The organism is [Acidovorax] ebreus TPSY (assembly GCF_000022305.1).
Taxonomy (GTDB): Bacteria; Pseudomonadota; Gammaproteobacteria; order Burkholderiales; family Burkholderiaceae_C; genus Diaphorobacter; species Diaphorobacter nitroreducens.
The window spans coordinates 1,520,056-1,544,689 of the sequence record NC_011992.1 but is presented as its reverse complement, the minus strand read 5'-3'; the positions used below and the strand labels follow the sequence as shown (position 1 = coordinate 1,544,689).

Sequence of the window (24,634 nt, the reverse complement as noted above, 5' to 3'; positions counted from 1 at the left end):
TAGATCCCATGAACGCACCGCAGCAGCACCAGCGCCACATCCTTTGCATGAAGTGGGGCACGAAATATGGCCCCGAGTACGTCAACCGGCTTTACGCCATGGTGCGCCGCCACCTGAGTGGCGAGTTCAACTTCGTCTGCCTCACCGACGACGATGCGGGCATACGCCCCGAGGTGCAGTGCCTGCCCATCCCGCCGCTGAATCTGCAACTGGCGCCCGGCCAGCGGGACGGCGCCTGGAAAAAGCTCACGACCTTTGAGGCCGACCTGCACGGCCTTCGCGGCACAGCGCTGTTCCTCGACCTCGACGTGGTGATCGTGGGCGGGCTGGATCCCTTCTTCGAGCAGCCGGGTGAATTCCTCATCATCCACGACTACCCCCGTTTCTGGCGCTTTGGCCAGCGGATCACGGGCAACTCCTCGGTCTACCGCTTTGAACTGGGCGCGCATGCCGATGTGCTAGCGTACTTTCGCACGCACATGGACGAGGTGCAGGCCAGCTATCGCAACGAGCAGGCCTTTCTGTCACGCTTCCTGCATGCCCAGGGCAAGCTGTCGTACTGGCCTGAAGGCTGGTGCCCGAGCTTCAAGTACGACGGCATTCCCGCGTGGCCGAGCAACTACTGGCGCGAGCCCTTCGTGCCCGAAGGCGCACGCATCATGATCTTCCACGGCGAATGCAATCCGCCGGATGCGCTGGAGGGACGGCGCAACAAGCGCTTTCACCACATCCAGCCCGCACGCTGGGTGGCGCGCCACTGGCACGAATGACGAGGTCGCCCCGCCATGAAGCGGGGCGGACAGGAACCGTCAGCGCGAAGGCGCCGGTTAGGCCGTCGGAACGCCGTGCAACGGCCGGCCCGTCAATCGCGTGAGGATCGCCAAGGGGCTCGCTTCCCGGTCATACGCATGCGACGCGGGCAGGTGCAATGTCTGCTCCAGCATGTATTGGCCGGACATGACCGCATGCGTGGCCTGGTCCGAAAAGCACACCCATACCGAACCCGCCGGAAACGGCACCGTTTCCTGCGGACTGGTGCGCTGGTACTCCAAGTCGCCCTTCATGCCGTCGTGCAGTTGCAGCATCAGATGGTCGTACTCGCTACGAAAGGACTTGGTCACACGCAGCGCCTGCAGCACCTTGGCCTGCCACGCCGAATACGGCTTGGCGCGTGGCAGGAACTTACGCGCCATGGCTTCGAAGGGCTCACCCACGCGCCACACACGGGGCGCCCCGTCGGGGTTGACGTTGGCAAACACGCGCAGGATGCGTTCGCCATAGTTGGGACGCGAGGGGAACGCATCCACGTGCAGCCGCCGGTCGTCGGCCCGCCAGGATTGCTGGCGGCTTTCCACCTGCATCGGCCGGTAGCTGGTGGGGGCCAGTCGCAGCGCAGAGGTGTAATGCGGCAGCAGCGCCTCGATCAAGCCCAGCGCCTGCGCCCGAAAGCGCGTGATCATGGCCGTCAACTGCGCCTGGGTGGTGGCGTCGCCCACCGCGCCCTTCAGGCTGCCGTCGACATTCAGGCTGATGTTGCGCGCACCAGGGTCGCGGATGTCAGGCCGCAGCAGGGCGCGCTCGTCAGGCTGCACCTCGAAGGCGAGGTTGGGAAAGAACAGCACCTTGCCGCCCTCCAGCGCAGCGCGCCAGGCGTCGGTCCCCGGTACCGACCAATCACGGGATTCGATGCGTACGACCTGGGATTCCATGCTCGCTCACCCTCCTTGCCTCGCAGTTTTCCACAACGTGATGCCCGCGCAGAGCCATTGCACCAGATACATGGCACTGCCCAAGCTGTGCCACAGCCGCAGGTTCTGGCGCGCCACGATGCGCGGCGCCACGCCATATTGCACCAGCAAGGCCAGCAGCAGGCCGAGGATCACAAAAACCATAGCTGCTCGCGCCCACTGTTCCTCGGTTTCCGCGTGTTTTCTTTTGGAAAGCACCAACAGACAAGCGCAACACGCTATCGAAATATAAGTCTGCGCCTCGAACAAACGGGCTGCCATCTGCCCCGCCACACTCGGCGTGGGCAGGTAGACGAACAGCATCGGCACGGCCACGAAGCCCATGGCCGAGAGGCTACCCCACCACAGGGCCGCAGCCAGCACGGGCAGGCGTTCGCGCATGGCGTGCACCCTCAGATGTAGCTGACGGCCACCACTTCGTAGCGCCGCACGCCCCCAGGCGCCTGCACCTCGGCCGTGTCGCCCTCTTCCTTGCCGATGAGCGCGCGCGCGATCGGGCTGGAAACATTGATCAGGCCGTGCTTCAAGTCGGCTTCGTCCTCGCCCACGATCTGGTACTTCACGGCGTCGCCCGTGTCCTCGTCCTCCAGTTCCACCGTGGCACCGAAGACCACGCGACCGCCTGCGTCCAGCGCCGAGGGGTCGATGATCTGGGCCGCCGACAGCTTGCCTTCGATCTCCATGATGCGGCCTTCGATGAAGCCCTGGCGGTCCTTGGCGGCTTCGTACTCGGCGTTTTCGCTCAGATCGCCCTGCGCGCGCGCCTCCGCAATGGCGCTGATCACGGCGGGCCGCTCGACGGTCTTGAGGCGGTGCAGTTCCTCCTTGAGTTTCTCTGCGCCGCGCTTGGTGATGGGAATGGTGGCCATGGGTCAGTCTCCAGATTCCAGATGCAAAAAGCAAACCGCCGCGCGTTGCCGCGCGGCGGTCTCACAAATCAAGGGCGATTATGCCGCGTTTGCCGCGGCGGTCATCCCCTAAGAGCCTGTTCACGATCTTTTCATAGAGCCCGTTGCCCCGCACAAGTGGCAGATGCAAGGCGCAAAGCGCAGCCGGGCTGGTGGCCCGGCGAGCCTTTGCAACGCCGCAGATGCCACTTGTGCGGGGCAACCCTTCGGGCAAGGCAGCAAAAAGCCGCTACTGCGTCGTTGCGCACCTTGCCCAGGCCTCCAGCATGGCCTGCGGCGCGCGCCTAGAGTGCGGCTTTTTGCTGCCTTGCGGGCACTATGAAAAGATCGTGAACAGGCTCTCAGGCACCGCCCGGGCTGGTTCGCCGTGGTTCACACGCGGCTGCGCTGGCGTTCACTCCAGGGGGGGCGTTGGTCAACACTTGCCACGGTGCGCGCCTGCCCAGACACGACACGGCTTGTAACAGCCACTCCCAGCCACCGCTCTACATTGAAGGCATGTTGAACCCACAAAAGGAGTCCCCCGTGCTGAAGACCCGTTACCTGCTTGCCGTGACCACGATGGCATCCGCATTCGCCTTGGGCGGCTGCGCCAGCGCACCGACCCACAACCAGCTGGGTACCGCTGCAGGTGCCGTGGCGGGCGGCGTCGCGGGCCATGTGCTGTTCGGCGGCCCGCTGGGTACCGTGGGCGGTGCCGCAGCGGGCGCGGTGATCGGCAACGAATTGACCAAATCCAAGCGCCGCTAACACCCGCGGTGCCCCTGTTTTTCGCCCGCCACGCGCGGGCGATATTGTTTCTGGCGGGGCGAAATGGTTACGCCGTTTTACGTCCGGCGCGCCAGGCGCCGAAGATGGCGATCAGCCCCGGCACCAGAATCAGGCCCCAGATGATCTTCTCCAGGTGCTGGCGCACCCAGGGCAGGTTGCCGAAGAAATAGCCCGCCGTGCAGATGCCCAGCACCCACACCAGCGCACCGCCCACGTTATAGGCCGAGAATTTGCCCCGCCCCATGGCCGCCACACCCGCCACAAAGGGGGCAAAGGTGCGAATGAACGGCATGAAGCGCGCCAGCACGATGGTGATACCGCCATAGCGCTCGTAGAACCCATGCGCCTGGTCAAACGCCCGCTTGTTGAACCAGCGCGAATCCTCCCACTGGAACACCTTCGGCCCGAAATAGCGCCCAATGGTGTAGTTGCACTGATCGCCCAGAATGGCCGCCACCAGCAAGATGGCGCAGGCCAGCGGGAAGTTCAGCAGCCCCGCGCCGCTGAGCGCGCCGACGATGAACAGCAGCGAGTCGCCCGGCAGGAAGGGCATGACCACCACGCCCGTCTCCACGAAGACGATGAGGAACAGCAGCGCGTACACCCAGGCGCCGTAGTTGGCGACGAAGGCCTCGAGGTACTTGTCCACGTGCAGGATGAAGTCGATGAGAAAGCTGACGAGTTCCATGAAAAAAGCGGGGTGCGCCCAAGGGCAAAGCGCGCATTATCCGCAGCTCCTAGAATTCCCCGGGTGAATGCAAGCTCCCCCCTCCCTGCTACCGCCGCGCCCGCCCCGCTCCCCCGCCGCCCCATCCGCGACCTGCCCGACGAGCTGATCAGCCAGATCGCCGCGGGCGAGGTGGTCGAACGCCCCGCGTCGGTGGTGCGCGAGCTGGTGGACAACGCGCTGGACTCCGGCGCCACGGCCATTACCGTGCGGCTGCTTGCCGGCGGCGTGCGCCTCATCAGCGTGGAGGATGACGGCTGCGGCATCCCGCAGGACGAGCTGCCCGTCGCCCTGCGCCGCCATGCCACCAGCAAAATCACCAACCTGCACGACCTGGAGACCGTGGCCACCATGGGCTTTCGCGGCGAGGCGCTGGCGGCCATCGCCTCGGTGTCGGAAACGGCGCTGCTGTCGCGCCCGCAGGCGCAGGCCAGCGCCTTCCTGCTCGATGCGCGCAGCGGCGAGATCCGCCCCGCCGCGCGCAGCCACGGCACCACGGTGGAGGTGAAGGAGCTGTTCTTCTCCACCCCGGCACGGCGCAAGTTCCTCAAGAGCGACGCCACCGAACTCGCGCACTGCGTCGAGGCCGTGCGCCGCCACGCGCTGGCGCGGCCCGACGTGGGCTTCGCCATCTGGCACGAAGGCAAGCTGCTGGAACAGTGGCGCGCCACTTTCGTGCCCGGCGCGGGGCAGGCACAGGACGCGCTGGCGCGCCGCCTGGCCGACGTGCTGGGCGAGGACTTCGTGGCCCAGTCCGTGGCCGTGCTGCACCGCGCGGGCCCCGTCACCGTGACAGGCCGTGCCGGTCTGCCCGATGCCGCGCGCGCCCGTGCCGACCACCAGTACTGCTACGTGAACGGCCGCTTCGTGCGCGACAAGGTGCTCACGCACGCGGCGCGCAGCGCCTACGAGGACGTGCTGCACGGCCAGAAGCAGCCCGTCTATGCGCTGTACGTGGAGATCGACCCGGCACGCGTGGACGTGAACGTGCACCCCACGAAGATCGAGGTGCGCTTTCGCGACAGCCGCGAGGTGCACCAGGCCGTGCGCCATGCCGTGGAGAACGCGTTGGCCGCCCCGCGCGCGGCGGCGCTTGCTCCGTCTTTTGTAGCTGCCAGCGCTTTACCAGAAAGCGATTCGGATAGAAAACCCTCTGAACCGTTCACGAGAAAAGCGCAAGCAGCTATCAAATTTGAAGAGCGCCCCGGCCACAAGGTCAGCGACCTGCAAGCGCTGTGGCAGCCCACGCCGTCTGCGGCGCCCACGGCCACGCCCGCACAGGGGGTGGCAGAGCCGCCACCCAGGGACTGGGCCACGCCTGCGCCGCCCGCCGCCGAAGAACCCGCATGGCCCCTGGGCCGGGCGGTGGCGCAGATTCACGGGGTCTACATCCTGGCCGAGAACGCGCAGGGCATGGTCGTCGTGGACATGCACGCCGCGCACGAGCGCATCGTCTACGAACGCCTCAAGGCCCAGGTGGACAGCGGCGCGCGAATCGCCAGCCAGCCCCTGCTGATCCCCGCCACCTTCGCCGCCACAGCGCAGGAGGTGGCGACGGCGGAAGAATGCGCCGAGGTGCTGGCCACGCTGGGCCTGGAGGTCGTGCCCTTCTCTCCCAAAACCCTGGCCGTGCGCGCCGTGCCCACCAGCTTGGCGCAAGGCGATGCGGTGGAGCTGGCGCGCAGCGTGCTGGCCGAACTGGCCGCGCACGACGCCACCACCGTGGTGCAGCGCGCGCGCAATGAAATCCTGGCCACCATGGCCTGCCACGGTGCCGTGCGCGCCAACCGCAAGCTCACGCTGGACGAAATGAACGCCCTGCTGCGCCAGATGGGAACCACCGACCGCAGCGACCAGTGCAACCACGGCCGCCCCACCTGGCGCCAGCTCACGATGAAAGAGCTGGACGCGCTGTTTTTGCGCGGACGCTGAGCGCCGGCCATGCGCATCCTACTGGTCGAAGACGACCTCCCCCTGGCCAGCGCCCTGGCCGAATTCCTGTGTGCCAAGGGCTTTGTGTGCGAGTGCGCCGCCAGCCTGCAGGCCGCGCGCGCCCTGTTGCCGCTGGCCCACTGGGGCGCCGTGCTGCTGGACTGGCAGCTGCCCGACGGCGAAGGCCTGGCGCTGCTGCCGCTGCTGCGTGCACGCCTGCCCGAAGCCGCCGTGATCGTGCTCACCGCGCGCGACCAGATCACCGACCGCATCCAGGGCCTGGACGCGGGGGCCGACGACTACCTCGTCAAGCCCTACGACCCGGACGAGTTGCTGGCGCGCCTGCGCGCCGTGGAGCGCCGGCGCAGCGGCGCAGCCAGCGCCCTGCTGCAGCTGCCCGGCCTGTCGATCGACCTGGGCCGCATGGCCGTGCAGCTCGACGGACAGGCGGTGGAGCTGACCGCCAAGGAATGGGCCGTGCTGCGCGTGCTGGCGCAGCGGCCCGACCGCATTCACCCGCGCGAAAGCCTGCTCGACGCCCTGTACGGCCTGGACGCCGACGCCAGCAGCAACACGCTGGAGGTGTTCATCAGCAACCTGCGCCGCAAGATTGGGCGCGAGCGCATCCAAACCTTGCGCGGCCTGGGCTACAAGCTCAACACCGCCGCCACCGGCACATGAAGCAGCGCAGCCTGTCCTGGTCGCTCACGCGCGCCCTGCTGCCCTGGGTGGCGCTGGTGTGGGTGGCCATCAGCCTGGGCGTGGCCTGGTATGTGCAGCATGAGCTGGCCGAGCAGCTTGACGCCGGGCTGGTCGAGAGCGCGGAACGCCTGCTCGACCTGGCGGCACACGATGCACGCAACCACGAGAAGCCCTCCGAACGCGACGGCACGCTGTTCCGGCTGGAGGTGCCTCACAGCAAGCTGCACGGCGCCAAGCACGACGTGTTGCTGTACCAGGTGGTGAACACCGACAACGAGCTGCTGCTGCGCTCGGCCGACGCGCCACGCTACCCTTTGCCGGTGCCCCTGAGCACCGGCTTTCGCGAATACGCCGGCCTGCGCATCTACACCCTGGCCCACCCCAGCCTGCCCATGTACATCCACGCGGGCGACCCGCTGGCACACCGCCAGGCCACGCGCACACGCACGCTGCTGGGCTTGCTGGTGCCGCTGCTGGTGGTGCTGCCGCTGCTGGGCTGGCTGATTCGCACCGTCACCCGCCGGGTGCTCGCCCCCGCCGGACAGATTGCCCGCGAACTGCAGCAGCGCGACGGCAGGCACCTGGCCCCGCTGGCGCCGGCGCAGCCCCTGCCCGCCGAGCTGCAAACCATCGTCGGCAGCGCCAACCACCTGCTGCAGCGCCTGGAAGGCGCGCTGGACACCGAACGCGCCCTGGCCGCCAACGCCGCCCACGAGCTGCGCACCCCCCTGGCCACCGTGCGCCTGCGCCTGCAGACCGCGCTGGCCCAGGTGGCCGACGGCCCCGCACGGCAGCGCGTGGCGGAGGCGCTGGACGCACTCGACCAACTGGGCCGGCGCAGCGAAAAGCTGCTGCAGCTCTCACGCGCCGAGTCGGGCGCGGCGCTGGTACAAGAGCGCGTGAACCTTGGCCAGCTGGCCGCCGTGGTGGCGCAGGAATTCTGGTCCGACCCCGCGCTGCTGCAGCGCCTGCACCTGGTGCTGCCCGAGAGCGAGGACGTGTGGGTGCGCGGCGATTTCGACGCGCTGGCCATCGCACTGCGCAACCTGGTGGAAAACGCCGTGCGCTACGCCCCCAGCGGGCCGGTGACGATCGCGGTGGAGGCGCCTGCCACCTGCAGCGTCAGCGACGAGGGCCCGGGGCTTTCGCCCGAGCGCGCGCACGCGCTGCTGCAGCGCCACCAGCGCAACGGCCATGCGCCCCCGGCCTGCAGCGCGCCAGCGCATGTGCCCGGCTACGGGCTGGGCCTGTCGATCGTATCGACCATCGTGCAGCGCCAGGGCGGCGCGCTGGCACTGCAGTCGCCACCGCCCGGCCAGCCCCACGGGCTGCGCGCTGCGTTGGTGCTGCGCGCAGCGGACCAGCCCACCGCGCCTGGCATTTGACGCCTTTTAGGCTGCTAGCGCTTATCCAATAAGCGCTAGCAGCTCTCCTTTCAATAGCAAATATCAGTGCTCGGCATGCGGTGTGCCGTGGCCCGGGGGCGTCCATATGCGGTGCGCATCCAGCAGCACCCGAGCTTGCGCCTGCTGGGCCTCCAGGGCAGCCGTCTCCGCCGCCAGGCGGGCATCGAGGGCACCGCGCTGGGCCAGCAACCAGTCGCCCAAGCCACTCTCCCCCAGTGCGTAGGCGCGCGCCTGCAGCGCCGCGCTTTTCTCACTGTAGGCCAGGGCCTGGCGCTGCTGGGCCAGCGTGGCGCGCGCCTGTGCCGCTTCGCCAACCACGCGCCACGCCTCGGCCTCGACGCGCTGGCGTGTGCGCGCCAGCTCCTGCTGCGCCACGTCGGCCTGCGCCAAGGCAGCCTGCGCGTCGGCACGGCGCCCTGCACTTCCCAGGGGCAGGGAGACGTAGACCCCCAGCACATGCTCTTGCCCACCGCGCTCGCGCGTGGCGCGCACGCCCACCGTGGGGTCGGGGGTCCGCTCCAGCTGCATGCGCTCGGCTTGCAGGCGTGTTTGCCCGGCCTGCGCCTCGGCCAGCTCCAGTTCGTGGTTGTCCTCAAGAATGCGCGCAACCCAGGCGGCGGCAGGGTCCTGGCCGTCTGTACCACCCTCTGGCACCTCGGCAGGCCAGGGGGCATCGGCTGGCGGCAGCAGGCTGGCCGGGTCCGGCAAGCCCGGGTAGCGGCGCAGCAGGCTCTGGCGCACGAGCATGGCCTGGGCAGCGGCGCGCGCAGCCTGGGCCTTCACGCGGGCATGCTCTGCCTGGGTGGCGAGCAATTCGAGCGTGGCGGCCTCGCCCAGATCCACCCGGCGCTGCGTGGCGGCCAGGGTGCGCGCCATCAGCGCCTCCTGGGCCTGCAGCAGTTGGTCCGTGCGCGCGGCGCGCAGGGCCTCGAACCAGTCCGCCAGCAGGGTGCGCGCGGCCTCATGCCAGGCGTCGGCCTGGGCAAGCACGGCCACCTGTTCAACGGCCGCGCCCAGTTGGTGGTCGGCCGCCACCTTGCCGGGCCAGCGCATGCCTGTTTCCAGGCCCAGCTCGGTTTCCGCGTAGCGCGTGCCGCCCTGCTCACGGCGCTGGTTGGCACCTGCCTTGGCTACCCAGTCGTGCGGGCCCGCGCGCAGGCGTTCGCCACGCGCTTGCGCCAGTGCCAGGCCGGCACCGGCAGCGCGCACCTGGGGCAGTTGCACAAGGACTTCCTGCACGGTGGCGGGCGGCGGCAGTACCGCCCTGGGCATCTCCTGGGCGCGCGCGCCGCAGGCCAACGAAACGGCGCAGGCCAGCACCGTGAGGCAACGGACAGTGGCGCGTCTCATGGCAGGCTCCCAAGGCGGCCAAAGGCCAGCAAGGGGGCGGCCCAGTAGGCAATCTGCGGGGTTGGCAGGGCCTTGCGCAGTGCATCAATGAGTGGCTCCACCTGGGTCTGGACGATGGCCAGCTGCACCAGCACGCGCCGTGCGCGGCCCTGCACCTGCTCCATGGAGGAGGCGAGGTGGATATGCGCTCCCATGCCCTGCGCCGGCACCAGGGTGAAGCCCGGGGCCATGTGCGGCAGCGTGCGCAGCAGATCCAGCACGTCTTCTTCGAGGGCAGCAGGAACTGCCAGGGTGAGCAGGCAGTCGGGGGTGGTCAATGCGGGTTCGGCAGTCATGGCGAGACGGCGCCTGCGGCGCGCGGGGAAGGAGAGGAAAGACCAAAGCGGCGGTAGAGCAGCGGCAGCAGCACCAGCGTGAGGAAGGTGGAGCTGACCAGCCCGCCGATCACCACGATGGCCAGCGGGCGCTGAATTTCCGAGCCGGGCCCCGTGGCCAGTAGCAGCGGAATCAGCCCCAGCGCGGTGATGCTGGCCGTCATCAGCACCGGACGCAGGCGGCGCAGCGCACCTTGGCGCACCACTTCGGCCATCGGCATGCCGCGTGCGGCCAGCTGGTTGAAGCAGGTGACGAGCACCAGCCCGTTGAGCACGGCAATCCCCATGAGCGCAATGAAGCCGACCGACGCGGGCACCGACAGGTATTCCCCCGTGAGTGCCAGGGCCACGATGCCGCCCACCAGAGCCAGCGGAATATTGGCGAACACCAGCAACGCCTGGCGCAGGCTGCCCAGGGTGGCAAACAGCAAGCCGACGATGAGGGCCAACGCCACCGGCACCACCATGCCCAGGCGCGCGGCGGCGCGCTGCTGGTTCTCGAACTGACCACCCCAGGCCAGGCTGTAGCCCGGTGGCAGCTTTACCTTCTGGGCCACTGCGGCCTGTGCCTCGGCCACGAAGCCCACCAGGTCGCGGCCACGCACGTTGGCGCGCACCACGGCCATGCGCGAGGACTGCTCGCGCTCGATCTTCACCGGCCCGTCGGCCACTTCCAGCCGCGCCAGCTGCGACAGCGCCACCGCGTCGCCGCCCGGCACGGGCAGGCGCAGAGCGGCAAAGCGTTCCGGCGACATGCGCAGGTCATCGCTACCGCGCACCACCAGAGGCACACGCCGCGCGTCCTGCATGACCACGCCCGCGCGCTGGCCTTCGACCAGCGTGCGCAAGTCGTTTTGCACTTGCTCCACCGACAACCCGAGGCGGCCGAGGGCCTGGCGGTCGAGGGCCACGCGCAGGTACTGCACGCCGTCGTTCTTGGTGGTGAGCACGTCCTCACTGCCTGGCAGGCCCTGCAGCACCTGCACGACTTCTTCGGCCAGGCGCGAAAGCTCTTGCGCCTGGGGACCAAAGACCTTCACGGCCAAGTCGCCGCGCACGCCCGAGAGCATTTCGGAGGTGCGCATTTCGATCGGCTGGGTGAAGCTCAGGTTCACGCCGGGCACCGCCTCGGCAGCAGCGCGGATGGCGTCGATGAGCTCTTCCTTGGTCTTGAAGCGCCATTCGGCGCGCGGCTTGAGCACCAGGAAGCTGTCGGTCGCGTTCAGGCCCATGGGGTCAAGGCCCAACTCGTCCGAGCCCACGCGGGCCACGATGCGCTCGACCTCGGGCACCTGCGCCAGGATGCGGCGCTGCAGCGCCTGGTCCGTCGCGGCGGACTGCTCCAGGTTGATGGAGGGGAGCTTTTCCACCTGCATGATGATGTCGCCCTCGTCCAGCGACGGCATGAACGACTTGCCGATGAACGGAAACAGCGCCAAGGCCCCCGCCAGCGCCAGCACCGCCCCCGCCCCCACCACGCGCGGATGGCGCAGCGCGGCATCAAGCAGCGGGGCATAGCCCGCCTCGAGCTTGCGCACCAGCCACGGGCTGGCATGGTGGCCGGGTGCATGCGGGCGCAGCAGCCACGAGGCGAGCACCGGAATCACCGTGAGCGACAACAGCAGCGATGCCCCCAGCGCAAACACGATGGTCAGCGCCACCGGGCCAAACAGCTTGCCTTCCAGCCCCTGCAGCGTGAGCAGCGGCAGGAACACGATCATGATGATGGCGACGCCCGCGCCCACGGGGGTGGCCACCTCCTGCGTGGCCCGGTACAGCGCGTGCAGGCGCGGCGTACCCGGCTCTACCGGACGCGCTTCGATGTTTTCGACCACCACCACGGCGGCATCGACCAGCATGCCGATGGCAATGGCCAGCCCCCCCAGCGACATGAGGTTGGCAGACAGCCCCCACTGGCGCATGAGCACGAACGTGGCGAGCGCCGACAGCGGCAAAATGAGCGCCACCACCAGCGCCGCGCGCAGGTTGCCCAGGAACAGCAGCAGCAAGACGAGCACCAGGGCAATGGCCTCGGCAAGCGCCTTGCTGACCGTGCCCACGGCGCGCTCGACCAAGCTGCCACGGTTGTAGAACGGCACGATCTTCATGCCTTCGGGCAGGCTGGCCTCGATCTCCTGCAGGCGCGCCTGCACGTCGTGCACCAGCTGGCGCGCATTGGCACCGCGCAGTCCCAGCACCAGCCCCTGCACGGCCTCGCCCTGGCCGTTCTGCGTGACGCTGCCGTAGCGTGTAAGGGCGCCCAGGCGCACCTCGGCCACATCGCCCACGCGTACGGGCGCTGCTGTGGCCTGCCCATCTTGCGAGCGCACGACAACGGCGCGCAGATCGTCCAGGCTGGTGATGCTGCCGTCGCTGAGCACCAGCAGCGACTCTTCGCCGCTGGAAAGGCGTCCGGCGCCGTCGTTACGGTTGTTGGCGGCCAGCGCGTCTTGCAACTGCTGCAGCGACACGCGCCGCGCCGCCAGCCGGGCCATGTCGGGCGCCACCTCGAAAGTCTGAACCAGTCCACCCAGGGTGTTCACGTCGGCCACCCCGGGGATGCCGCGCAGGCGTGGCCGGATGACGAAATCGAGCAGCTTGCGCTTTTCGGCCAGCGACGCGTCGCCCTCTACGGTGAACATGAACATCTCGCCCAACGGGGTGGTGATGGGCGCCAACCCACCGCTGATGCCCTGGGGCAGATCGCCCATGACACCGGCCAGGCGCTCGCTGACCTGCTGGCGTGCCCAGTAGATGTCGGTGCCGTCGGTAAAGTCCAGCGTAATGTCGGCGATGGCGTATTTAGCCTGCGAGCGCAGCATCGACTGGTGTGGAATGCCCAGCAATTCCTGCTCGATGGGGGCGACGATGCGCGCCTCAACCTCCGAAGGCGTCATGCCCGGAGCCTTGAGGATGATCTTCACCTGGGTGGTCGAGACGTCCGGGAAGGCGTCAATGGGCAGGTCACGCATCGCCAGCCAGCCCGCGCCCACCAGGCCCAGCGACAGCACCGCGATCAGCAGGCGTTGCGCCAGGGCAAAGGCAATCAGACGTTGCAACATCACGGTGCCGTGCCTTCCTGGCCCAGGCCGAGCCAAGCGCCCTTGAGGGCGGCAATGCCACCCACGGCCACCTCATCGCCCACCTTCAACCCGGAACGCACAGGCTGCATAGCCTGCTGCCCAGCACCTTGGGCGGCGCCGTCGAGTACCACCGGCGTGGGCACGAAGCCCTGCGCACTGCGCACGAACACATAGGCCTTGCCATCCTGGCGCACCACGGCTTGCACAGGTACGCTGGGGCCTGTGTGTGCGCCGTTTGCCGCACCTGGCGCGGGCAGCACGGTGGCCTGGACGACCTGCTGCAGGCGCAAGCAGTCCTCGGCTGCCGTGAACTCCGCACGCACCTGAACCGCCTGGTTGGCACCCAGTACCTGCGGCACGATGGCCGCCAGCCTGGCAGGTGCCTGGCAGCCTTGCAGTGCCAGGGCGTCGCCTACGCGCAGGCTGCGGGCTTGTTCGGGCGTAGCCTGCAGCACGATGGCCAGGCGCCCGGAACGCGCCAGTTTCACCACGGGCATGCCGGCCTCCAGGCGCTGGCCAGGCACGGCGCTGACCTCCAGCACCGTGGCCGCAGCCGTGGCGCGCAGCAACACCTGGGGCTGCAAGCCGCCACCTGCCTGCCCGATGGACCGCAGCGCTTGCCGGCGTTCCTGCACGGCCAGCTGGGCCTGCTCATCCTGCGCCCGGCTGTCTTGCAACCGCTGCGCGGGAATGATGCCTTCGGCGTGCAACTGCGTATCACGTGCCAGCTTGCTCGCCGTAAGCCGCGCCTGGGACTGCGCCTGCGCCAGCTCGCGCTGCCAGGCAAGCAACTCGGGACTGAGCAAGCGGGCCACGCTCTGGCCCGCCTTCACGCGCTCGCCCGGCGCCACGAGTACCTGCTGCACCACGCCAGCCAATGGCGCACTGAGTAACTCCGTGGCCTGGGGCGGCAGCTCCACCTGCCCCTGGAGCACCAGGCCTGCACTTGGCTGCACCGGCGCTGCGGCAAGTGTGAGCGTACGCACACCTGCGGCCTCGGCCTGCGCGGTGGTCCAGGCAATCAGCGGGGCGCCCTCGGCGGCCATGGCCAAGGTGGCAAGGAAAAAGCAAGAAAGCGCACGCCAGTCGCGGCGCGCGGTGTGAGGGAGGAAAGGCTGCATGGTGAAGAACCCGGTTCGCCACGTTGGCAAACAAACACCAGCCAGTTTAGGTAGCAGACCTGAACAGGAAATGAAGGCACGCGCCCCCCGGGGCAGCCGAAACGAATGGGCAAAAAAACGCACCACAAACGTCTGCCATGCCGCCCCAGCACACCCCAAAAACCTCCTTATTGGTGCGCAAAGCACCACCACGTGGCATTTGCGCCGCATTTCTCACCAAAACGGTGCGACTGTTATGCATGAATACATACGTTTTTGGCATAATTCATTGCTGCACTGCCACATCACTTTTCCTCATCGAAAGCCTTTTTTTATGAAGTACGCGTCCGCAGGCCAATTCCTTGACCATGTTGCCCAGCGCAACCCCGGCCAGCCCGAGTTCCTGCAAGCCGTGACCGAGGTCATGGAAAGCCTGTGGCCCTTCATTGAAAAGCACCCCAAGTACGCAGAGCACGGCCTGCTGGAGCGCCTGGTCGAGCCCGAGCGCGCCATCCAGTTCCGCGTGAGCTGGCAGGACGACCACGGCACCGTGCATGTAAACCGCGGTTTCCGCATCCAGCACAGCATGGCTATCGGCCCCTACAAGGGCGGCATCCGCTTCCACCCCTCGGTGAACCAGTCGGTGCTCAAGTTCCTGGCGTTCGAGCAAACCTTCAAGAACGCGCTGACCACGCTGCCCATGGGCGGCGGCAAAGGCGGTTCGGACTTCGATCCCAAGGGCAAGAGCCCGGCCGAAGTCATGCGCTTCTGCCAGGCCTTCGTGACTGAGCTGTTCCGCCACGTGGGCCCGGACACCGACGTGCCCGCCGGCGACATCGGCGTGGGTGGCCGCGAGGTCGGCTACATGGCCGGCATGTACAAGAAGCTGGCCAACAACGCTTCCAGCGTGTTCACCGGCAAGGGCCTGAGCTTCGGCGGCTCGCTGATCCGCCCCGAGGCCACGGGCTACGGCACGGTGTATTTCGCCGATGAAATGCTCAAGACGCGCGGCCAGTCGTTCCAGGGCAAGACGGTATCCGTGTCCGGTTCGGGCAACGTGGCGCAGTACGCAGTGGAAAAGGCCATGCAACTCGGCGCCAAGGTGGTCACGGTGTCCGACTCGTCGGGCACGGTCTACGACAAGGACGGCTTCACGCCCGAGAAGCTGGCCATCCTGATGGACGTAAAGAACCACCGCTATGGCCGCGTGAACGAATACGCCGAGAAGGTGGGCGCCGAGTTCATCGCCGGCAAGACGCCGTGGCACATCAAGGTAGACGTGGCACTGCCCTGCGCCACGCAGAACGAACTGGACGAGAACGATGCCAAGGTGCTGATCGCCAATGGCGTGCTGTGCGTGGCCGAAGGCGCGAACATGCCCTCGACCATTGAGGCTGCCAAGGCATTTGAAGCCGCTGGCGTGCTCTACGCCCCCGGCAAAGCCAGCAACGCCGGTGGCGTGGCCACTTCGGGCCTGGAAATGAGCCAGAACGCCATGCGCCTGTCGTGGACGCGCGACGAAGTGGACGCACGCCTGCTGCAGATCATGCAAGGCATCCACGCCGCCTGCCTGCAGTACGGCAAGCGTGCCGACGGCAGCGTGAGCTACATCGACGGCGCCAACATCGCCGGCTTCGTGAAGGTGGCCGACGCAATGATCGCCCAGGGCGTGATCTGACGCAGCGCAGGCCCGGCCCGCTGCGGCGGCCGGCCGCACCTTAGAGCCTGTTCACGATCTTTTTATAGTGCCCGCAAGGCAGCAAAAAGCCGCACTCTAGGCGCGCGCCGCAGGCCATGCTGGCGGCCTGGCCAAGGTGCGCAACGACGAGTGCGGCTTTTTGCTGCCTTGCCCTTCGGGTTGCCCTGCAAAAATGGCATCTGCGGCGTTGCAAATGCTCGCCGGGCCACCAGCCCGGCTGCGCTTTGCGCCTTGCACCTGCCACTTGTGCGGGGCAACGGGCTCTATGAAAAGATCGTGAACAGGCTCTAAAACCCGGTGCCGCGCTCAGGCTGCAGCCGCCAAGCGGGCGTGCAGTTCCTGCACCGAATACACGTCCAGGTTGTCGAGGTGCTTCATGCCTTCCACGGCCGCCTCGGCGCCGAAGATGGTGGTGAAGGTGGTCACGCGCGCCAGCAGCGAGCTGGTGCGGATCGCGCGCGAATCGGCAATCGCGTTGCGGCGCTCCTCCACTGTGTTGATGACCATGGCGATCTCGTCGTTCTTGATCATGTCCACGATGTGCGGGCGGCCTTCGGTCACCTTGTTGACCACCTGTACCGGCACGCCGGCGGCCTCGATGGCCGCGGCCGTTCCCTTGGTGGCCAGCAGCTCGAAGCCCATGGCCGCCAGGTCGCGGGCAATCGCCACCGCGCGCTGCTTGTCGGCGTTCTTCACGGTGAGGAACACCTTGCCCGAGCGCGGCAGGCGCGTACCCGCACCCAGTTGGCTCTTGACGAAGGCCTCGCCAAAGGTCTTGCCCACGCCCATGACTTCGCCGGTGGACTTCATCTCGGGGCCCAGAATGGTGTCCACGCCCGGGAACTTGACGAAGGGGAACACGGCCTCCTTCACGCTGAAGTACGGCGGCGTGACCTCCTTGGTGATGCCCTGGCTGGCCAGGGTCTGGCCGGCCATGCAGCGCGCCGCCACCTTGGCCAACTGGACGCCCGTGGCCTTGCTGACGAACGGCACCGTGCGCGAGGCGCGCGGGTTCACTTCCAGCACGTAGATCACATCACCGTCGTCAGTTTCCTGAATTGCGAACTGCACGTTCATCAGGCCCACCACGTTCAGGCCATGGGCCATGGCCGTGGTCTGGCGCTTGATCTCGGCCACCGTCTCGGCCTTCAGGTAGTACGGCGGCAGCGAGCAGGCGGAGTCGCCCGAGTGCACGCCAGCCTGTTCGATGTGCTCCATCACGCCGCCGATGAACACGGCACCGGAGGCATCGCGCACACAATCCACATCGCACTCAATGGCATTGGAGAGGAAGCGATCCAGCAGTACGGGCGAATCGTTGCTTACCTTGACGGCTTCGCGCATGTAGCGTTCCAAGTCGCGCTGCTCATGCACGATCTCCATGGCACGGCCGCCCAGCACGTAGCTGGGGCGCACCACCAGCGGGTAGCCAAGGGCAGCGGCCTTCTCCAGCGCCTCGGGTTCGGTACGCGCGGTGGCGTTGGGCGGCTGGCGCAGGCCCAGGTCGCCCAGCAGCTTCTGGAAACGCTCGCGGTCCTCGGCGGCGTCGATCATGTCGGGGGTGGTGCCAATGATCGGCACGCCAGCGGCCTCCAGGCCCAGTGCCAGCTTCAGTGGCGTCTGGCCGCCGTATTGCACGATCACGCCCTCGGGCTTTTCCTTGTCCACGATCTCCAGCACGTCTTCCAGCGTCAGCGGTTCGAAGTACAGGCGATCCGACGTGTCATAGTCGGTCGAGACAGTCTCGGGGTTGCAGTTGACCATGATGGTCTCGTACCCGTCCTCGCGCATGGCGAGGGCCGCATGCACGCAGCAGTAGTCGAACTCGATGCCCTGGCCGATGCGGTTGGGGCCGCCACCCAGCACCATGATCTTCTTCTTGTTGGTGGGCTCGGCTTCGCATTCGTCCTCATAGGTCGAATACATGTAGGCGGTATTGGTGGCGAATTCGGCGGCGCAGGTATCCACGCGCTTGTACACCGGGCGCACATTCAGCGCATGGCGCGCTTCGCGCACAGCCTTCTCGTTGGTTTTGAGCAGTTTGGCCAGGCGGCGGTCGGAGAAGCCCTTCTTCTTGAGCGCGCGCAACGTGTCCGTATCCAGCGAGGCCAGCGCGCCATCGCCCTTCTCGGCCGTGAGTTGGTCCAGGTCGAGTTCGATCTTCACGATCTCCTCGATCTGCACGAGGAACCACTTGTCGATTTTGGTGAGGTCATGCACCTCGTCCACCGACAGGCCCATGGCGAACGCGTCACCCACGTACCAGATGCGCTCAGGTCCCGGCTCGCCCAGCTCCTTCTCGAGCAGTTCGCGGTCCTGGGTCTTCTCATTCATGCCATCCACACCCACCTCCAGGCCGCGCAACGCCTTCTGGAAGGACTCCTGGAAAGTGCGGCCCATGGCCATCACCTCGCCTACGGACTTCATCTGCGTGGTCAGGCGGCTGTCGGCCGCTGGGAATTTCTCGAACGCAAAACGGGGGATCTTGGTGACGACGTAGTCGATGGAGGGCTCGAACGACGCAGGTGTAGCGCCGCCGGTGATCTCGTTCTTCAGTTCATCGAGCGTATAGCCCACGGCCAGCTTGGCAGCGACCTTGGCGATCGGGAAGCCCGTGGCCTTGGAGGCCAGCGCCGACGAGCGCGACACGCGTGGGTTCATCTCGATCACGATCATGCGGCCGTCCTTCGGGTTCACCGAGAACTGCACGTTGGAGCCGCCCGTGTCTACGCCGATCTCGCGCAGCACTGCCAGGCTGGCGTTGCGCATGATCTGGTATTCCTTGTCGGTCAGCGTCTGCGCGGGTGCCACGGTGATCGAGTCGCCTGTGTGTACGCCCATCGGGTCCAGGTTCTCGATCGAGCACACGATGATGCAGTTGTCCGCCTTGTCGCGCACGACCTCCATCTCGTACTCCTTCCAGCCGAGCAGCGACTCTTCGATCAGCAGCTCGTTGGTAGGCGAGGCTTCCAGGCCGCGCTTGCAGATGGTTTCGAATTCTTCCGGGTTGTAGGCGATCCCGCCGCCCGTGCCGCCCAGCGTAAAGCTGGGTCGGATGACGGTGGGGAAGCCCACGTTCTTCTGCACGGCCCAGGCCTCGTCCATGCTGTGGGCGATGCCGGAGCGCGCCGACCCAAGGCCAATGCGGGTCATCGCATCCTTGAACTTCAGGCGGTCTTCGGCCTTGTCGATGGCCTCGGGCGTCGCGCCGATCAGTTCGACCTTGTACTTGTGCAGCACGCCGTTGCGCCACAGGTCCAGCGCGCAGTTCAGTGCAGTCTGGCCGCCCATGGTCGGCAGGATGGCGTCGGGGCGCTCCTTGGCGATGATCTTCTCGACCGTCTGCCAGGTGATGGGCTCGATGTAGGTGACGTCGGCCGTGGCCGGGTCGGTCATGATCGTCGCGGGGTTGCTATTGATCAGGATGACCTTATAGCCCTCCTCGCGCAGCGCCTTGCAGGCCTGCACGCCCGAGTAGTCGAACTCGCAGGCCTGGCCGATGATGATCGGGCCGGCGCCGATGATGAGGATGCTTTTGATGTCTGTGCGTTTTGGCATGGTATGTCTGTCAATCGGTCGCTGGGGCGGAGGCTGGGGCGGCAGACACCGCTGCGGGGCGCCGCGTATTCAGCCTGTCCAGCAGCGCCTGGGCCCGCTCGGCGGGGAGGTTCTTTTGCATCAGCTGCAGCAGGCCGTCGCGCTGAACCAGGGGTCGCAACACTTCGGCCTCTGCCTCGTAGAACGTCACGTCCCACTCCTGCATGGCCTCTGCGAAGGTCGCATCGTCCCAGGTCTTGCCCTTGGCGATCAGCGTGACCAGGGGCATGGCCTTGTTCTCGACGAACGACTTCTTGTAGGGCTTTTGCTGCCAGCGTTCGGTGAACCACTCGCGGTGCATTGGAGGCAATGTCAGCACGCGCTTGTGAATGGCTTTCTCAAGCGCTGCAGCCGGGAAGCTGAAGAGTTTCATGGCGCCGGTTTCCTTTTGGGCTTACTGGGCCTTGGCGGCCTGCATCAGAGTGGTGAAGCGGTCGAACAGGTAGGCAATGTCGTGCGGACCGGGTGACGCCTCGGGGTGCCCCTGGAAACAGAAGGCCGGCTTGTCCTTGTGTTCCAGGCCCTGCAGCGTGCCGTCGAACAGGCTGATGTGCGTGGCGCGCAAGGTGGCCGGCAGCGATGCCATGTCCACCGCGAAACCGTGGTTCTGGCTGGTGATGCTTACCCGGCCGCTGTCCAAGTCCTTCACAGGGTGGTTTGCGCCATGGTGGCTGTTGTCCATCTTGAAAGTCCTGGCGCCACTGGCCAGCGCCATGATCTGGTGGCCCAGGCAGATGCCGAAGGTAGGTACGCCGCTGTCGATGATCTGCTTGACTGCCGTGATCGCGTAGTCGCAGGCCGCCGGGTCGCCCGGGCCGTTGGACAGGAACACGCCATCGGGATTCATGGCCAGCACCTCTGCCGCCGGGGTCTGCGCGGGCACCACGGTGAGCCTGCAGCCGCGTTCGGCCAGCATGCGCAGGATGTTCAGCTTCACGCCATAGTCATAGGCCACGACGTGAAAGCGCGGGGCCGTCTGCGTGCCGTAGCCTTCGCCCAGCTTCCACTCAGTCTGGTCCCAGGCGTACGCGGCACGCGTGGTCACGACCTTGGCCAGATCCAGCCCGTTCATGTTGGGCGCCGCCTTCGCCGCGGCCACGGCTTCGTCGATGCGCGCCTGGGTCACGGCCTCGCCAGCCGCCAAGCCGACGATGGCGCCATTTTGCGCGCCCTGGGTGCGCAGCAGGCGGGTCAGTTTGCGGGTGTCGATGTTGGCGATGGCCACCGTCTTGGCACGCACGAGGTACTCGGGCAGCGTCTCGGTCATGCGGAAGTTGCTGGCCAGCAGCGGCAGGTCCTTGATGATGAGGCCTGCGGCGTGGACTTTTTCAGCCTCGATATCCTCTGCGTTGACGCCGTAGTTGCCGATGTGCGGATACGTCAGGGTGACGATCTGCTGGCAGTAGCTGGGGTCCGTGAGAATTTCCTGGTAGCCGGTGATGGCGGTATTGAAGACCACTTCGCCGACCGTGGTGCCGGCGGCACCGATCGAGTTACCGATAAAGACCGTGCCGTCTGCGAGCGCCAGGATGGCGGGCGGGAAGGTTCCCTTGAGAGACAAAAGCACTGGGTTCTCCGATGGTTTACGGGTCGCCCGGGAGCCGCAGGAACGGCGATGTTCCTGAAGGCTACTGCTTGTTGAAAATTGCTTTGGATGCGGCCGGGCGACTTGTTTGCGGGAAAGCCTCTCATTGTAGCGCGAGAGGCGCATGCTCACTGCGCACAGGACATTGGTCCCGCCAAGGATCCAAGCGGGCCAAAGAAGAAAGGGACCACCGTTTTCACGGTGGTCCCTTTGGGATAAATGGTCGGCGTGGCGGGATTCGAACTCGCGACCCCTTGCACCCCATGCAAGTGCGCTACCAGGCTGCGCTACACGCCGACAAGACTTGAATTCTATACCGAAAAATCAGACCGTAAGAAGAAGTGCGCGAATTTCTTCCAATTCTTTTCGCAGGGTCGCCGCGTTCAAAGGAATCGCCTGCGCGACGCTCATCCCCTCATTCGCACCCTGCGCAGGTACAGCCGCTTCCAGGCCGTCCGCATGCGGCGCACCACCATCGCGCAGGGCCTTGTCCGCATGGGCCAGCTCCTGCAGCCGGTTGCGCGCACCGCTGATGGTGAAGCCTTGGTCATACAGCAGGTCGCGAATGCGGCGGATCATCAGCACCTCATGGTGCTGGTAATAGCGCCGGTTGCCGCGCCGCTTCATGGGGCGCAACTGCGTGAATTCCTGTTCCCAGTAGCGCAGGACATGGGGTTTGACGCCACAGAGCTCCGCCACTTCACCAATCGTGAAATAGCGTTTGGCCGGAATGGGTGGCAGCAAGGTGCTCATGGGAATGGCGCAAAAAACGGGCAAGACTGTGGAGCGTACTGCAGCCCCTTACCGGCGGCCAGGATCTCTGGGCCAAAAACACCGGTTCGGGTCAACTACTTCAAGCTTTGTCCTGCCCCTGGATCTGTTCCTTGAGTTTGGTGCTGGCATGAAAGGTCACCACGCGTCGCGCCTTGATGGGAATGGCTTCGCCGGTGCGCGGGTTACGCCCCGGACGCGGCGCCTTGGTGCGGATCTGGAAGTTGCCAAACCCTGACAGCTTCACGTCCTGGCCGTCGACCAGGCTTTGCACGATCAGGTCGAAGAAGGCGTCCACCATGTCCTTGGACTCGCGCTTGTTCAGGCCGATGTGCTCGAACAGCAGATCCGCCAGCTGCGCTTTGGTCAGCGCAGGCGATTCCAGGCTTTCTACGGCGAACTCCACCGGCCCCGGCTCCATCCCCAGAGTCATCGCAACCTCGCTCCTGTGTGGGTACCCAGCGCCTGCAGCACCGATTGCACTGCGGCTTCGATCTCAGCGTCCGTCAACGCGGCGGCGTCGCTGCCCAGCGTCAGGCGAATGGCCAGGCTCTTCTCGCCCTGCGCCAGAGCGCCCGCCGGCACGGCCTCGCCCGCACGCTGCGGCTGGGGCCGGAAGACATCGAACAGCACCGCGGAGCGCAGCAGATCGCCTGCCAGTGCACCGCCAATGGCACGCATCACCTCATCCTGCGAGACCCGCTCGGCCACAACCACGGCAATGTCCCGCTCCACCAGCTGGCGCTTGGCCACGGGGCGAAAGCCCGGCACCTTGCGCTGCAGCACGGCGTCCAGCTCCAGTTCAAACATCATCGGCGCAGCCGGCAGGTCCCAGGACTGGCGCCATTGCGGATGCAATTCGCCCACAAAGCCGATGGGGTGACCCTCCAGCAGCACGCGCGCGCAGCGGCCCGGGTGCAGTGCCGGATGCGCTGCTGGCTCGAACGTGGGGCGCAGCGGCGCGAGCAGCGCTTCCACATCACCCTTGGCATCGTAGAAGTCCACCGCCTTGTCCTTGCGGCCCCACTGCAGCGCATCGGCCGCACCATAGGCCAGGCCCGCGACCCGCATCGGCTGCGCGAAGCCTTCCACCGTGCGGTCGGTGTTTTGCACGCTCGCATCACGCAGGAACACCCGCCCCAGCTCGAACACGCGCACGCGGCCGGCCTTGCGGTCCAGGTTGAACTTGAGCACCTGCAGCAAAGAGCCCAGCAGCGACGAGCGCATGACGCTCAGGTGGCTGGCGATGGGGTTGAGCAGCTTGATCGGCGCGGCGTTGCCGGCCAGTTCCTTTTCCCAATGCTCTTCGACAAAGCTGAAGTTGATGGTCTCCTGGTAGCCCAATGCCGCCAGTTCACGGCGCACCGCGAAGCTGCTGCGGCGCGATTCAGCGCGCAACTTGGGCGTGATCGGCGCCAGCGGCGGGGTGGTGGGCAGGTTGTTGTAGCCCACCACGCGCGCCACTTCCTCGATCAGGTCTTCCTCCAGGCGCAGGTCGAAGCGGAACGACGGTGGCGTGACCGTCACGGCACCCTCTTCCTCCTGCAGCGGCAGGCCCAGGCGCCTCAGCGCATCCACGCACTGCGCCTGCGTGAGCGGCATGCCGATCACCTTGGCCGCACGCGCGACGCGCATGCGCACCGGTGTTTGCGCGGGCATGTTGACGCGCTGATCATCAATGGGAGCGCATGCCGTCTCTGGCGTACCGCAAATGTCGACGATCAGCTGCGTGATGCGCTCGATGTGCTCCACGGTCAGCTCGGGATCCACGCCGCGCTCGAAGCGATGGCCGGCGTCGGTGGAGAAGTTGTAGCGGCGCGAGCGGCCGGCTACGGCCTCTGGCCACCAGAAGGCCGCCTCGACGTAGATGTTGCGCGTGTCATCCGACACAGCCGTGGCGTCACCACCCATGATGCCGGCAAGCGACTCCACCTCGCGCTCGTCGGCGATCACGCCCACCTTCTCATCGACGGTGACGGTGTTGCCGTTGAGCAGCTTGAGTTGTTCGCCGGCCTTGCCCCAGCGCACTTCCAGGCCGCCATGGATCTTGTCCAGGTCGAAGATGTGCGACGGGCGGCCGAACTCGAACATCACGTAGTTGGAGATGTCCACCAGCGGCGAGACACTGCGCTGGCCGCAGCGCGCCAGGCGGTCCACCATCCACTGCGGCGTGGCGGCCTGGGTATTGACGTTGCGCACGACGCGGCCGGAGAAGCGCCCGCACAGGTCAGGCGCGCTCACGCGCACGGGCAAGCGGTCATCGATCGCGGTGGTCATGGCGGGGAACTGCGGCGCCTTCAGCGGCGCGCCCGTCAGCGCGGACACCTCGCGCGCGATGCCGTAGACACTCAGGCAATGCGCCAGGTTGGGTGTGAGCTTGAGCGTGAACAGCGTGTCGTCCAGGTTCAGGTACTGGCGGATGTTCTGGCCCAGCGGCGCGTCGGCCGGTAGTTCCAGCAGGCCGCCATGGTCCTCCGACAGTTTCAGCTCGCGCGCCGAGCACAGCATGCCAAAGCTCTCCACACCGCGCAGCTTGCCCACCTTGATGAGAAACGGCTTGCCATCCTCGCCGGGCGGCAGCTCCGCGCCCACCATGGCGCACGGCACCTTGATGCCCACGCGGGCATTGGGCGCGCCGCAGACGATGGTCAGCGGCTCGCCCTGCCCCACATCCACCTGGCACACGCGCAGGCGGTCGGCATTGGGGTGCTGCTGAGCATCCTTGATCTCGCCGACGACGATCTTCGTGAACGGCGGCGCGACGGGCTGCAGCTCTTCGACCTCCAGCCCTGCCATCGTCAGGGTGTCGGCCAGTTCTTGGGTGTTGAGCGGAGGGTTGCAGAACTCGCGCAACCAGGATTCGGGGAATTGCATAGTCAGA

General features: G+C 66.8%; 20 protein-coding genes and 1 tRNA gene. 6 read left to right on the top strand and 15 right to left on the bottom strand.

Annotated features, from left to right (window positions below; all coding sequences use genetic code 11):
• Positions 1 to 8 precede the first annotated feature (8 nt).
• Positions 9 to 770: a hypothetical protein gene (locus DTPSY_RS07380; RefSeq protein ID WP_011805592.1), complete on the top strand. Its 762-nt coding sequence runs from the start codon at positions 9 to 11 to the stop codon at positions 768 to 770.
• Between the two features lie 57 nt (positions 771 to 827).
• On the opposite strand, the gene kdoO is transcribed toward DTPSY_RS07380, so the two are convergent.
• The 3 genes from kdoO to greA are packed head-to-tail and all read right to left on the bottom strand — an operon-like array spanning position 828 to position 2,617.
• Positions 828 to 1,709 (bottom strand): Kdo hydroxylase KdoO, encoded by an 882-nt coding sequence (kdoO, locus tag DTPSY_RS07375; RefSeq protein ID WP_015913063.1) that lies wholly within the window; start codon positions 1,707 to 1,709, stop codon positions 828 to 830.
• Between the two features lie 6 nt (positions 1,710 to 1,715).
• On the bottom strand, positions 1,716 to 2,129 hold the full coding sequence (locus DTPSY_RS07370; protein ID WP_015913062.1) for a DUF4149 domain-containing protein: 414 nt from the start codon (positions 2,127 to 2,129) through the stop codon (positions 1,716 to 1,718).
• Positions 2,130 to 2,140: 11 nt separating this feature from the next.
• A complete protein-coding gene (gene greA / locus DTPSY_RS07365) occupies positions 2,141 to 2,617 on the bottom strand; it encodes a transcription elongation factor GreA (RefSeq protein ID WP_011805595.1) in 477 nt (158 codons plus the stop codon).
• A gap of 567 nt (positions 2,618 to 3,184) precedes the next feature.
• Between greA and DTPSY_RS07360 the strand changes: the two genes are divergently transcribed.
• The gene (locus DTPSY_RS07360) at positions 3,185 to 3,406 is read left to right on the top strand and encodes a glycine zipper 2TM domain-containing protein (RefSeq protein ID WP_041838992.1); all 222 of its coding nucleotides are present in this window, start codon (positions 3,185 to 3,187) and stop codon (positions 3,404 to 3,406) included.
• Between the two features lie 67 nt (positions 3,407 to 3,473).
• On the opposite strand, the gene DTPSY_RS07355 is transcribed toward DTPSY_RS07360, so the two are convergent.
• Positions 3,474 to 4,115, bottom strand: a complete 642-nt coding sequence (locus tag DTPSY_RS07355; RefSeq protein WP_015913060.1) for a DedA family protein — start codon at positions 4,113 to 4,115, stop codon at positions 3,474 to 3,476.
• A gap of 63 nt (positions 4,116 to 4,178) precedes the next feature.
• On the opposite strand from DTPSY_RS07355, the gene mutL reads away from it, so the two are divergent.
• Genes mutL through DTPSY_RS07340 form a run of 3 tightly spaced genes read left to right on the top strand, consistent with a single transcriptional unit; the run spans position 4,179 to position 8,173 of the window.
• Complete coding sequence (gene mutL, locus DTPSY_RS07350) at positions 4,179 to 6,086, top strand: DNA mismatch repair endonuclease MutL (RefSeq protein ID WP_015913059.1); 1,908 nt, start codon at positions 4,179 to 4,181, stop codon at positions 6,084 to 6,086.
• A 9-nt stretch (positions 6,087 to 6,095) separates the two neighbouring features.
• Entirely contained in the window at positions 6,096 to 6,767 is a 672-nt protein-coding gene (locus DTPSY_RS07345) for a response regulator (RefSeq protein WP_015913058.1), read from the top strand.
• Positions 6,764 to 8,173 (top strand): sensor histidine kinase, encoded by a 1,410-nt coding sequence (locus tag DTPSY_RS07340; protein ID WP_015913057.1) that lies wholly within the window; start codon positions 6,764 to 6,766, stop codon positions 8,171 to 8,173. The genes DTPSY_RS07345 and DTPSY_RS07340 overlap by 4 nt, the downstream gene beginning before the upstream one ends.
• Before the next feature lie 63 nt (positions 8,174 to 8,236).
• Here the strand turns inward: DTPSY_RS07340 and DTPSY_RS07335 are convergent, their stop codons facing one another.
• The 4 genes from DTPSY_RS07335 to DTPSY_RS07320 are packed head-to-tail and all read right to left on the bottom strand — an operon-like array spanning position 8,237 to position 14,047.
• The gene (locus DTPSY_RS07335) at positions 8,237 to 9,544 is read right to left on the bottom strand and encodes a TolC family protein (RefSeq protein WP_015913056.1); all 1,308 of its coding nucleotides are present in this window, start codon (positions 9,542 to 9,544) and stop codon (positions 8,237 to 8,239) included.
• Positions 9,541 to 9,879, bottom strand: a complete 339-nt coding sequence (locus tag DTPSY_RS07330) for a DUF3240 family protein (protein ID WP_015913055.1) — start codon at positions 9,877 to 9,879, stop codon at positions 9,541 to 9,543. Before DTPSY_RS07330 ends, DTPSY_RS07335 begins: the two co-directional genes overlap by 4 nt.
• Complete coding sequence (locus tag DTPSY_RS07325; RefSeq protein ID WP_015913054.1) at positions 9,876 to 12,980, bottom strand: efflux RND transporter permease subunit; 3,105 nt, start codon at positions 12,978 to 12,980, stop codon at positions 9,876 to 9,878. Before DTPSY_RS07325 ends, DTPSY_RS07330 begins: the two co-directional genes overlap by 4 nt.
• Complete coding sequence (locus tag DTPSY_RS07320) at positions 12,980 to 14,047, bottom strand: efflux RND transporter periplasmic adaptor subunit (protein WP_015913053.1); 1,068 nt, start codon at positions 14,045 to 14,047, stop codon at positions 12,980 to 12,982. The genes DTPSY_RS07325 and DTPSY_RS07320 overlap by 1 nt, the downstream gene beginning before the upstream one ends.
• A gap of 388 nt (positions 14,048 to 14,435) precedes the next feature.
• Here DTPSY_RS07320 and gdhA point away from each other — a divergent pair, with 388 nt between their 5' ends.
• Positions 14,436 to 15,779, top strand: coding sequence for an NADP-specific glutamate dehydrogenase (gene gdhA / locus DTPSY_RS07315; protein ID WP_015913052.1), 1,344 nt, complete (start codon positions 14,436 to 14,438; stop codon positions 15,777 to 15,779).
• A gap of 327 nt (positions 15,780 to 16,106) precedes the next feature.
• Here gdhA and carB read toward each other — a convergent pair whose 3' ends face one another.
• The 7 genes from carB to pheT all read right to left on the bottom strand — a co-directional run bounded on the left by carB (position 16,107) and on the right by pheT (position 24,627).
• Positions 16,107 to 19,358, bottom strand: a complete 3,252-nt coding sequence (gene carB, locus DTPSY_RS07310; RefSeq protein WP_015913051.1) for a carbamoyl-phosphate synthase large subunit — start codon at positions 19,356 to 19,358, stop codon at positions 16,107 to 16,109.
• Between the two features lie 10 nt (positions 19,359 to 19,368).
• Entirely contained in the window at positions 19,369 to 19,770 is a 402-nt protein-coding gene (locus DTPSY_RS07305) for a hypothetical protein (protein WP_015913050.1), read from the bottom strand.
• A 21-nt stretch (positions 19,771 to 19,791) separates the two neighbouring features.
• Positions 19,792 to 20,964 carry a glutamine-hydrolyzing carbamoyl-phosphate synthase small subunit gene (carA, locus tag DTPSY_RS07300; protein WP_011805598.1) on the bottom strand — a complete coding sequence of 391 codons (1,173 nt, stop codon included), beginning with the start codon at positions 20,962 to 20,964 and terminating at the stop codon, positions 19,792 to 19,794.
• Positions 20,965 to 21,202: 238 nt separating this feature from the next.
• Positions 21,203 to 21,279, bottom strand: a tRNA-Pro gene (locus DTPSY_RS07295).
• 27 nt (positions 21,280 to 21,306) lie between these two features.
• Positions 21,307 to 21,735, bottom strand: coding sequence for a MerR family transcriptional regulator (locus tag DTPSY_RS07290; RefSeq protein ID WP_015913049.1), 429 nt, complete (start codon positions 21,733 to 21,735; stop codon positions 21,307 to 21,309).
• Positions 21,736 to 21,835: 100 nt separating this feature from the next.
• Positions 21,836 to 22,186, bottom strand: a complete 351-nt coding sequence (locus tag DTPSY_RS07285; protein ID WP_011805600.1) for an integration host factor subunit alpha — start codon at positions 22,184 to 22,186, stop codon at positions 21,836 to 21,838.
• Positions 22,183 to 24,627 carry a phenylalanine--tRNA ligase subunit beta gene (pheT, locus tag DTPSY_RS07280; protein WP_015913048.1) on the bottom strand — a complete coding sequence of 815 codons (2,445 nt, stop codon included), beginning with the start codon at positions 24,625 to 24,627 and terminating at the stop codon, positions 22,183 to 22,185. The genes DTPSY_RS07285 and pheT overlap by 4 nt, the downstream gene beginning before the upstream one ends.
• Positions 24,628 to 24,634: the final 7 nt, after the last annotated feature.

Bases quoted from the DNA above. Each gene is read 5' to 3' on its own strand.
- DTPSY_RS07380 (WP_011805592.1), top strand. From the start codon at position 9: ATGAACGCACCGCAGCAGCACCAGCGCCACATCCTTTGCATGAAGTGG.
- kdoO (WP_015913063.1), bottom strand. From the start codon at position 1,709: ATGGAATCCCAGGTCGTACGCATCGAATCCCGTGATTGGTCGGTACCG.
- DTPSY_RS07370 (WP_015913062.1), bottom strand. From the start codon at position 2,129: ATGCGCGAACGCCTGCCCGTGCTGGCTGCGGCCCTGTGGTGGGGTAGC.
- greA (WP_011805595.1), bottom strand. From the start codon at position 2,617: ATGGCCACCATTCCCATCACCAAGCGCGGCGCAGAGAAACTCAAGGAG.
- DTPSY_RS07355 (WP_015913060.1), bottom strand. From the start codon at position 4,115: ATGGAACTCGTCAGCTTTCTCATCGACTTCATCCTGCACGTGGACAAG.
- DTPSY_RS07345 (WP_015913058.1), top strand. From the start codon at position 6,096: ATGCGCATCCTACTGGTCGAAGACGACCTCCCCCTGGCCAGCGCCCTG.
- DTPSY_RS07340 (WP_015913057.1), top strand. From the start codon at position 6,764: ATGAAGCAGCGCAGCCTGTCCTGGTCGCTCACGCGCGCCCTGCTGCCC.
- DTPSY_RS07335 (WP_015913056.1), bottom strand. From the start codon at position 9,544: ATGAGACGCGCCACTGTCCGTTGCCTCACGGTGCTGGCCTGCGCCGTT.
- DTPSY_RS07330 (WP_015913055.1), bottom strand. From the start codon at position 9,879: ATGACTGCCGAACCCGCATTGACCACCCCCGACTGCCTGCTCACCCTG.
- DTPSY_RS07325 (WP_015913054.1), bottom strand. From the start codon at position 12,980: ATGTTGCAACGTCTGATTGCCTTTGCCCTGGCGCAACGCCTGCTGATC.
- DTPSY_RS07320 (WP_015913053.1), bottom strand. From the start codon at position 14,047: ATGGCCGCCGAGGGCGCCCCGCTGATTGCCTGGACCACCGCGCAGGCC.
- gdhA (WP_015913052.1), top strand. From the start codon at position 14,436: ATGAAGTACGCGTCCGCAGGCCAATTCCTTGACCATGTTGCCCAGCGC.
- carB (WP_015913051.1), bottom strand. From the start codon at position 19,358: ATGCCAAAACGCACAGACATCAAAAGCATCCTCATCATCGGCGCCGGC.
- DTPSY_RS07305 (WP_015913050.1), bottom strand. From the start codon at position 19,770: ATGAAACTCTTCAGCTTCCCGGCTGCAGCGCTTGAGAAAGCCATTCAC.
- DTPSY_RS07290 (WP_015913049.1), bottom strand. From the start codon at position 21,735: ATGAGCACCTTGCTGCCACCCATTCCGGCCAAACGCTATTTCACGATT.
- DTPSY_RS07285 (WP_011805600.1), bottom strand. From the start codon at position 22,186: ATGACTCTGGGGATGGAGCCGGGGCCGGTGGAGTTCGCCGTAGAAAGC.
- pheT (WP_015913048.1), bottom strand. From the start codon at position 24,627: ATGCAATTCCCCGAATCCTGGTTGCGCGAGTTCTGCAACCCTCCGCTC.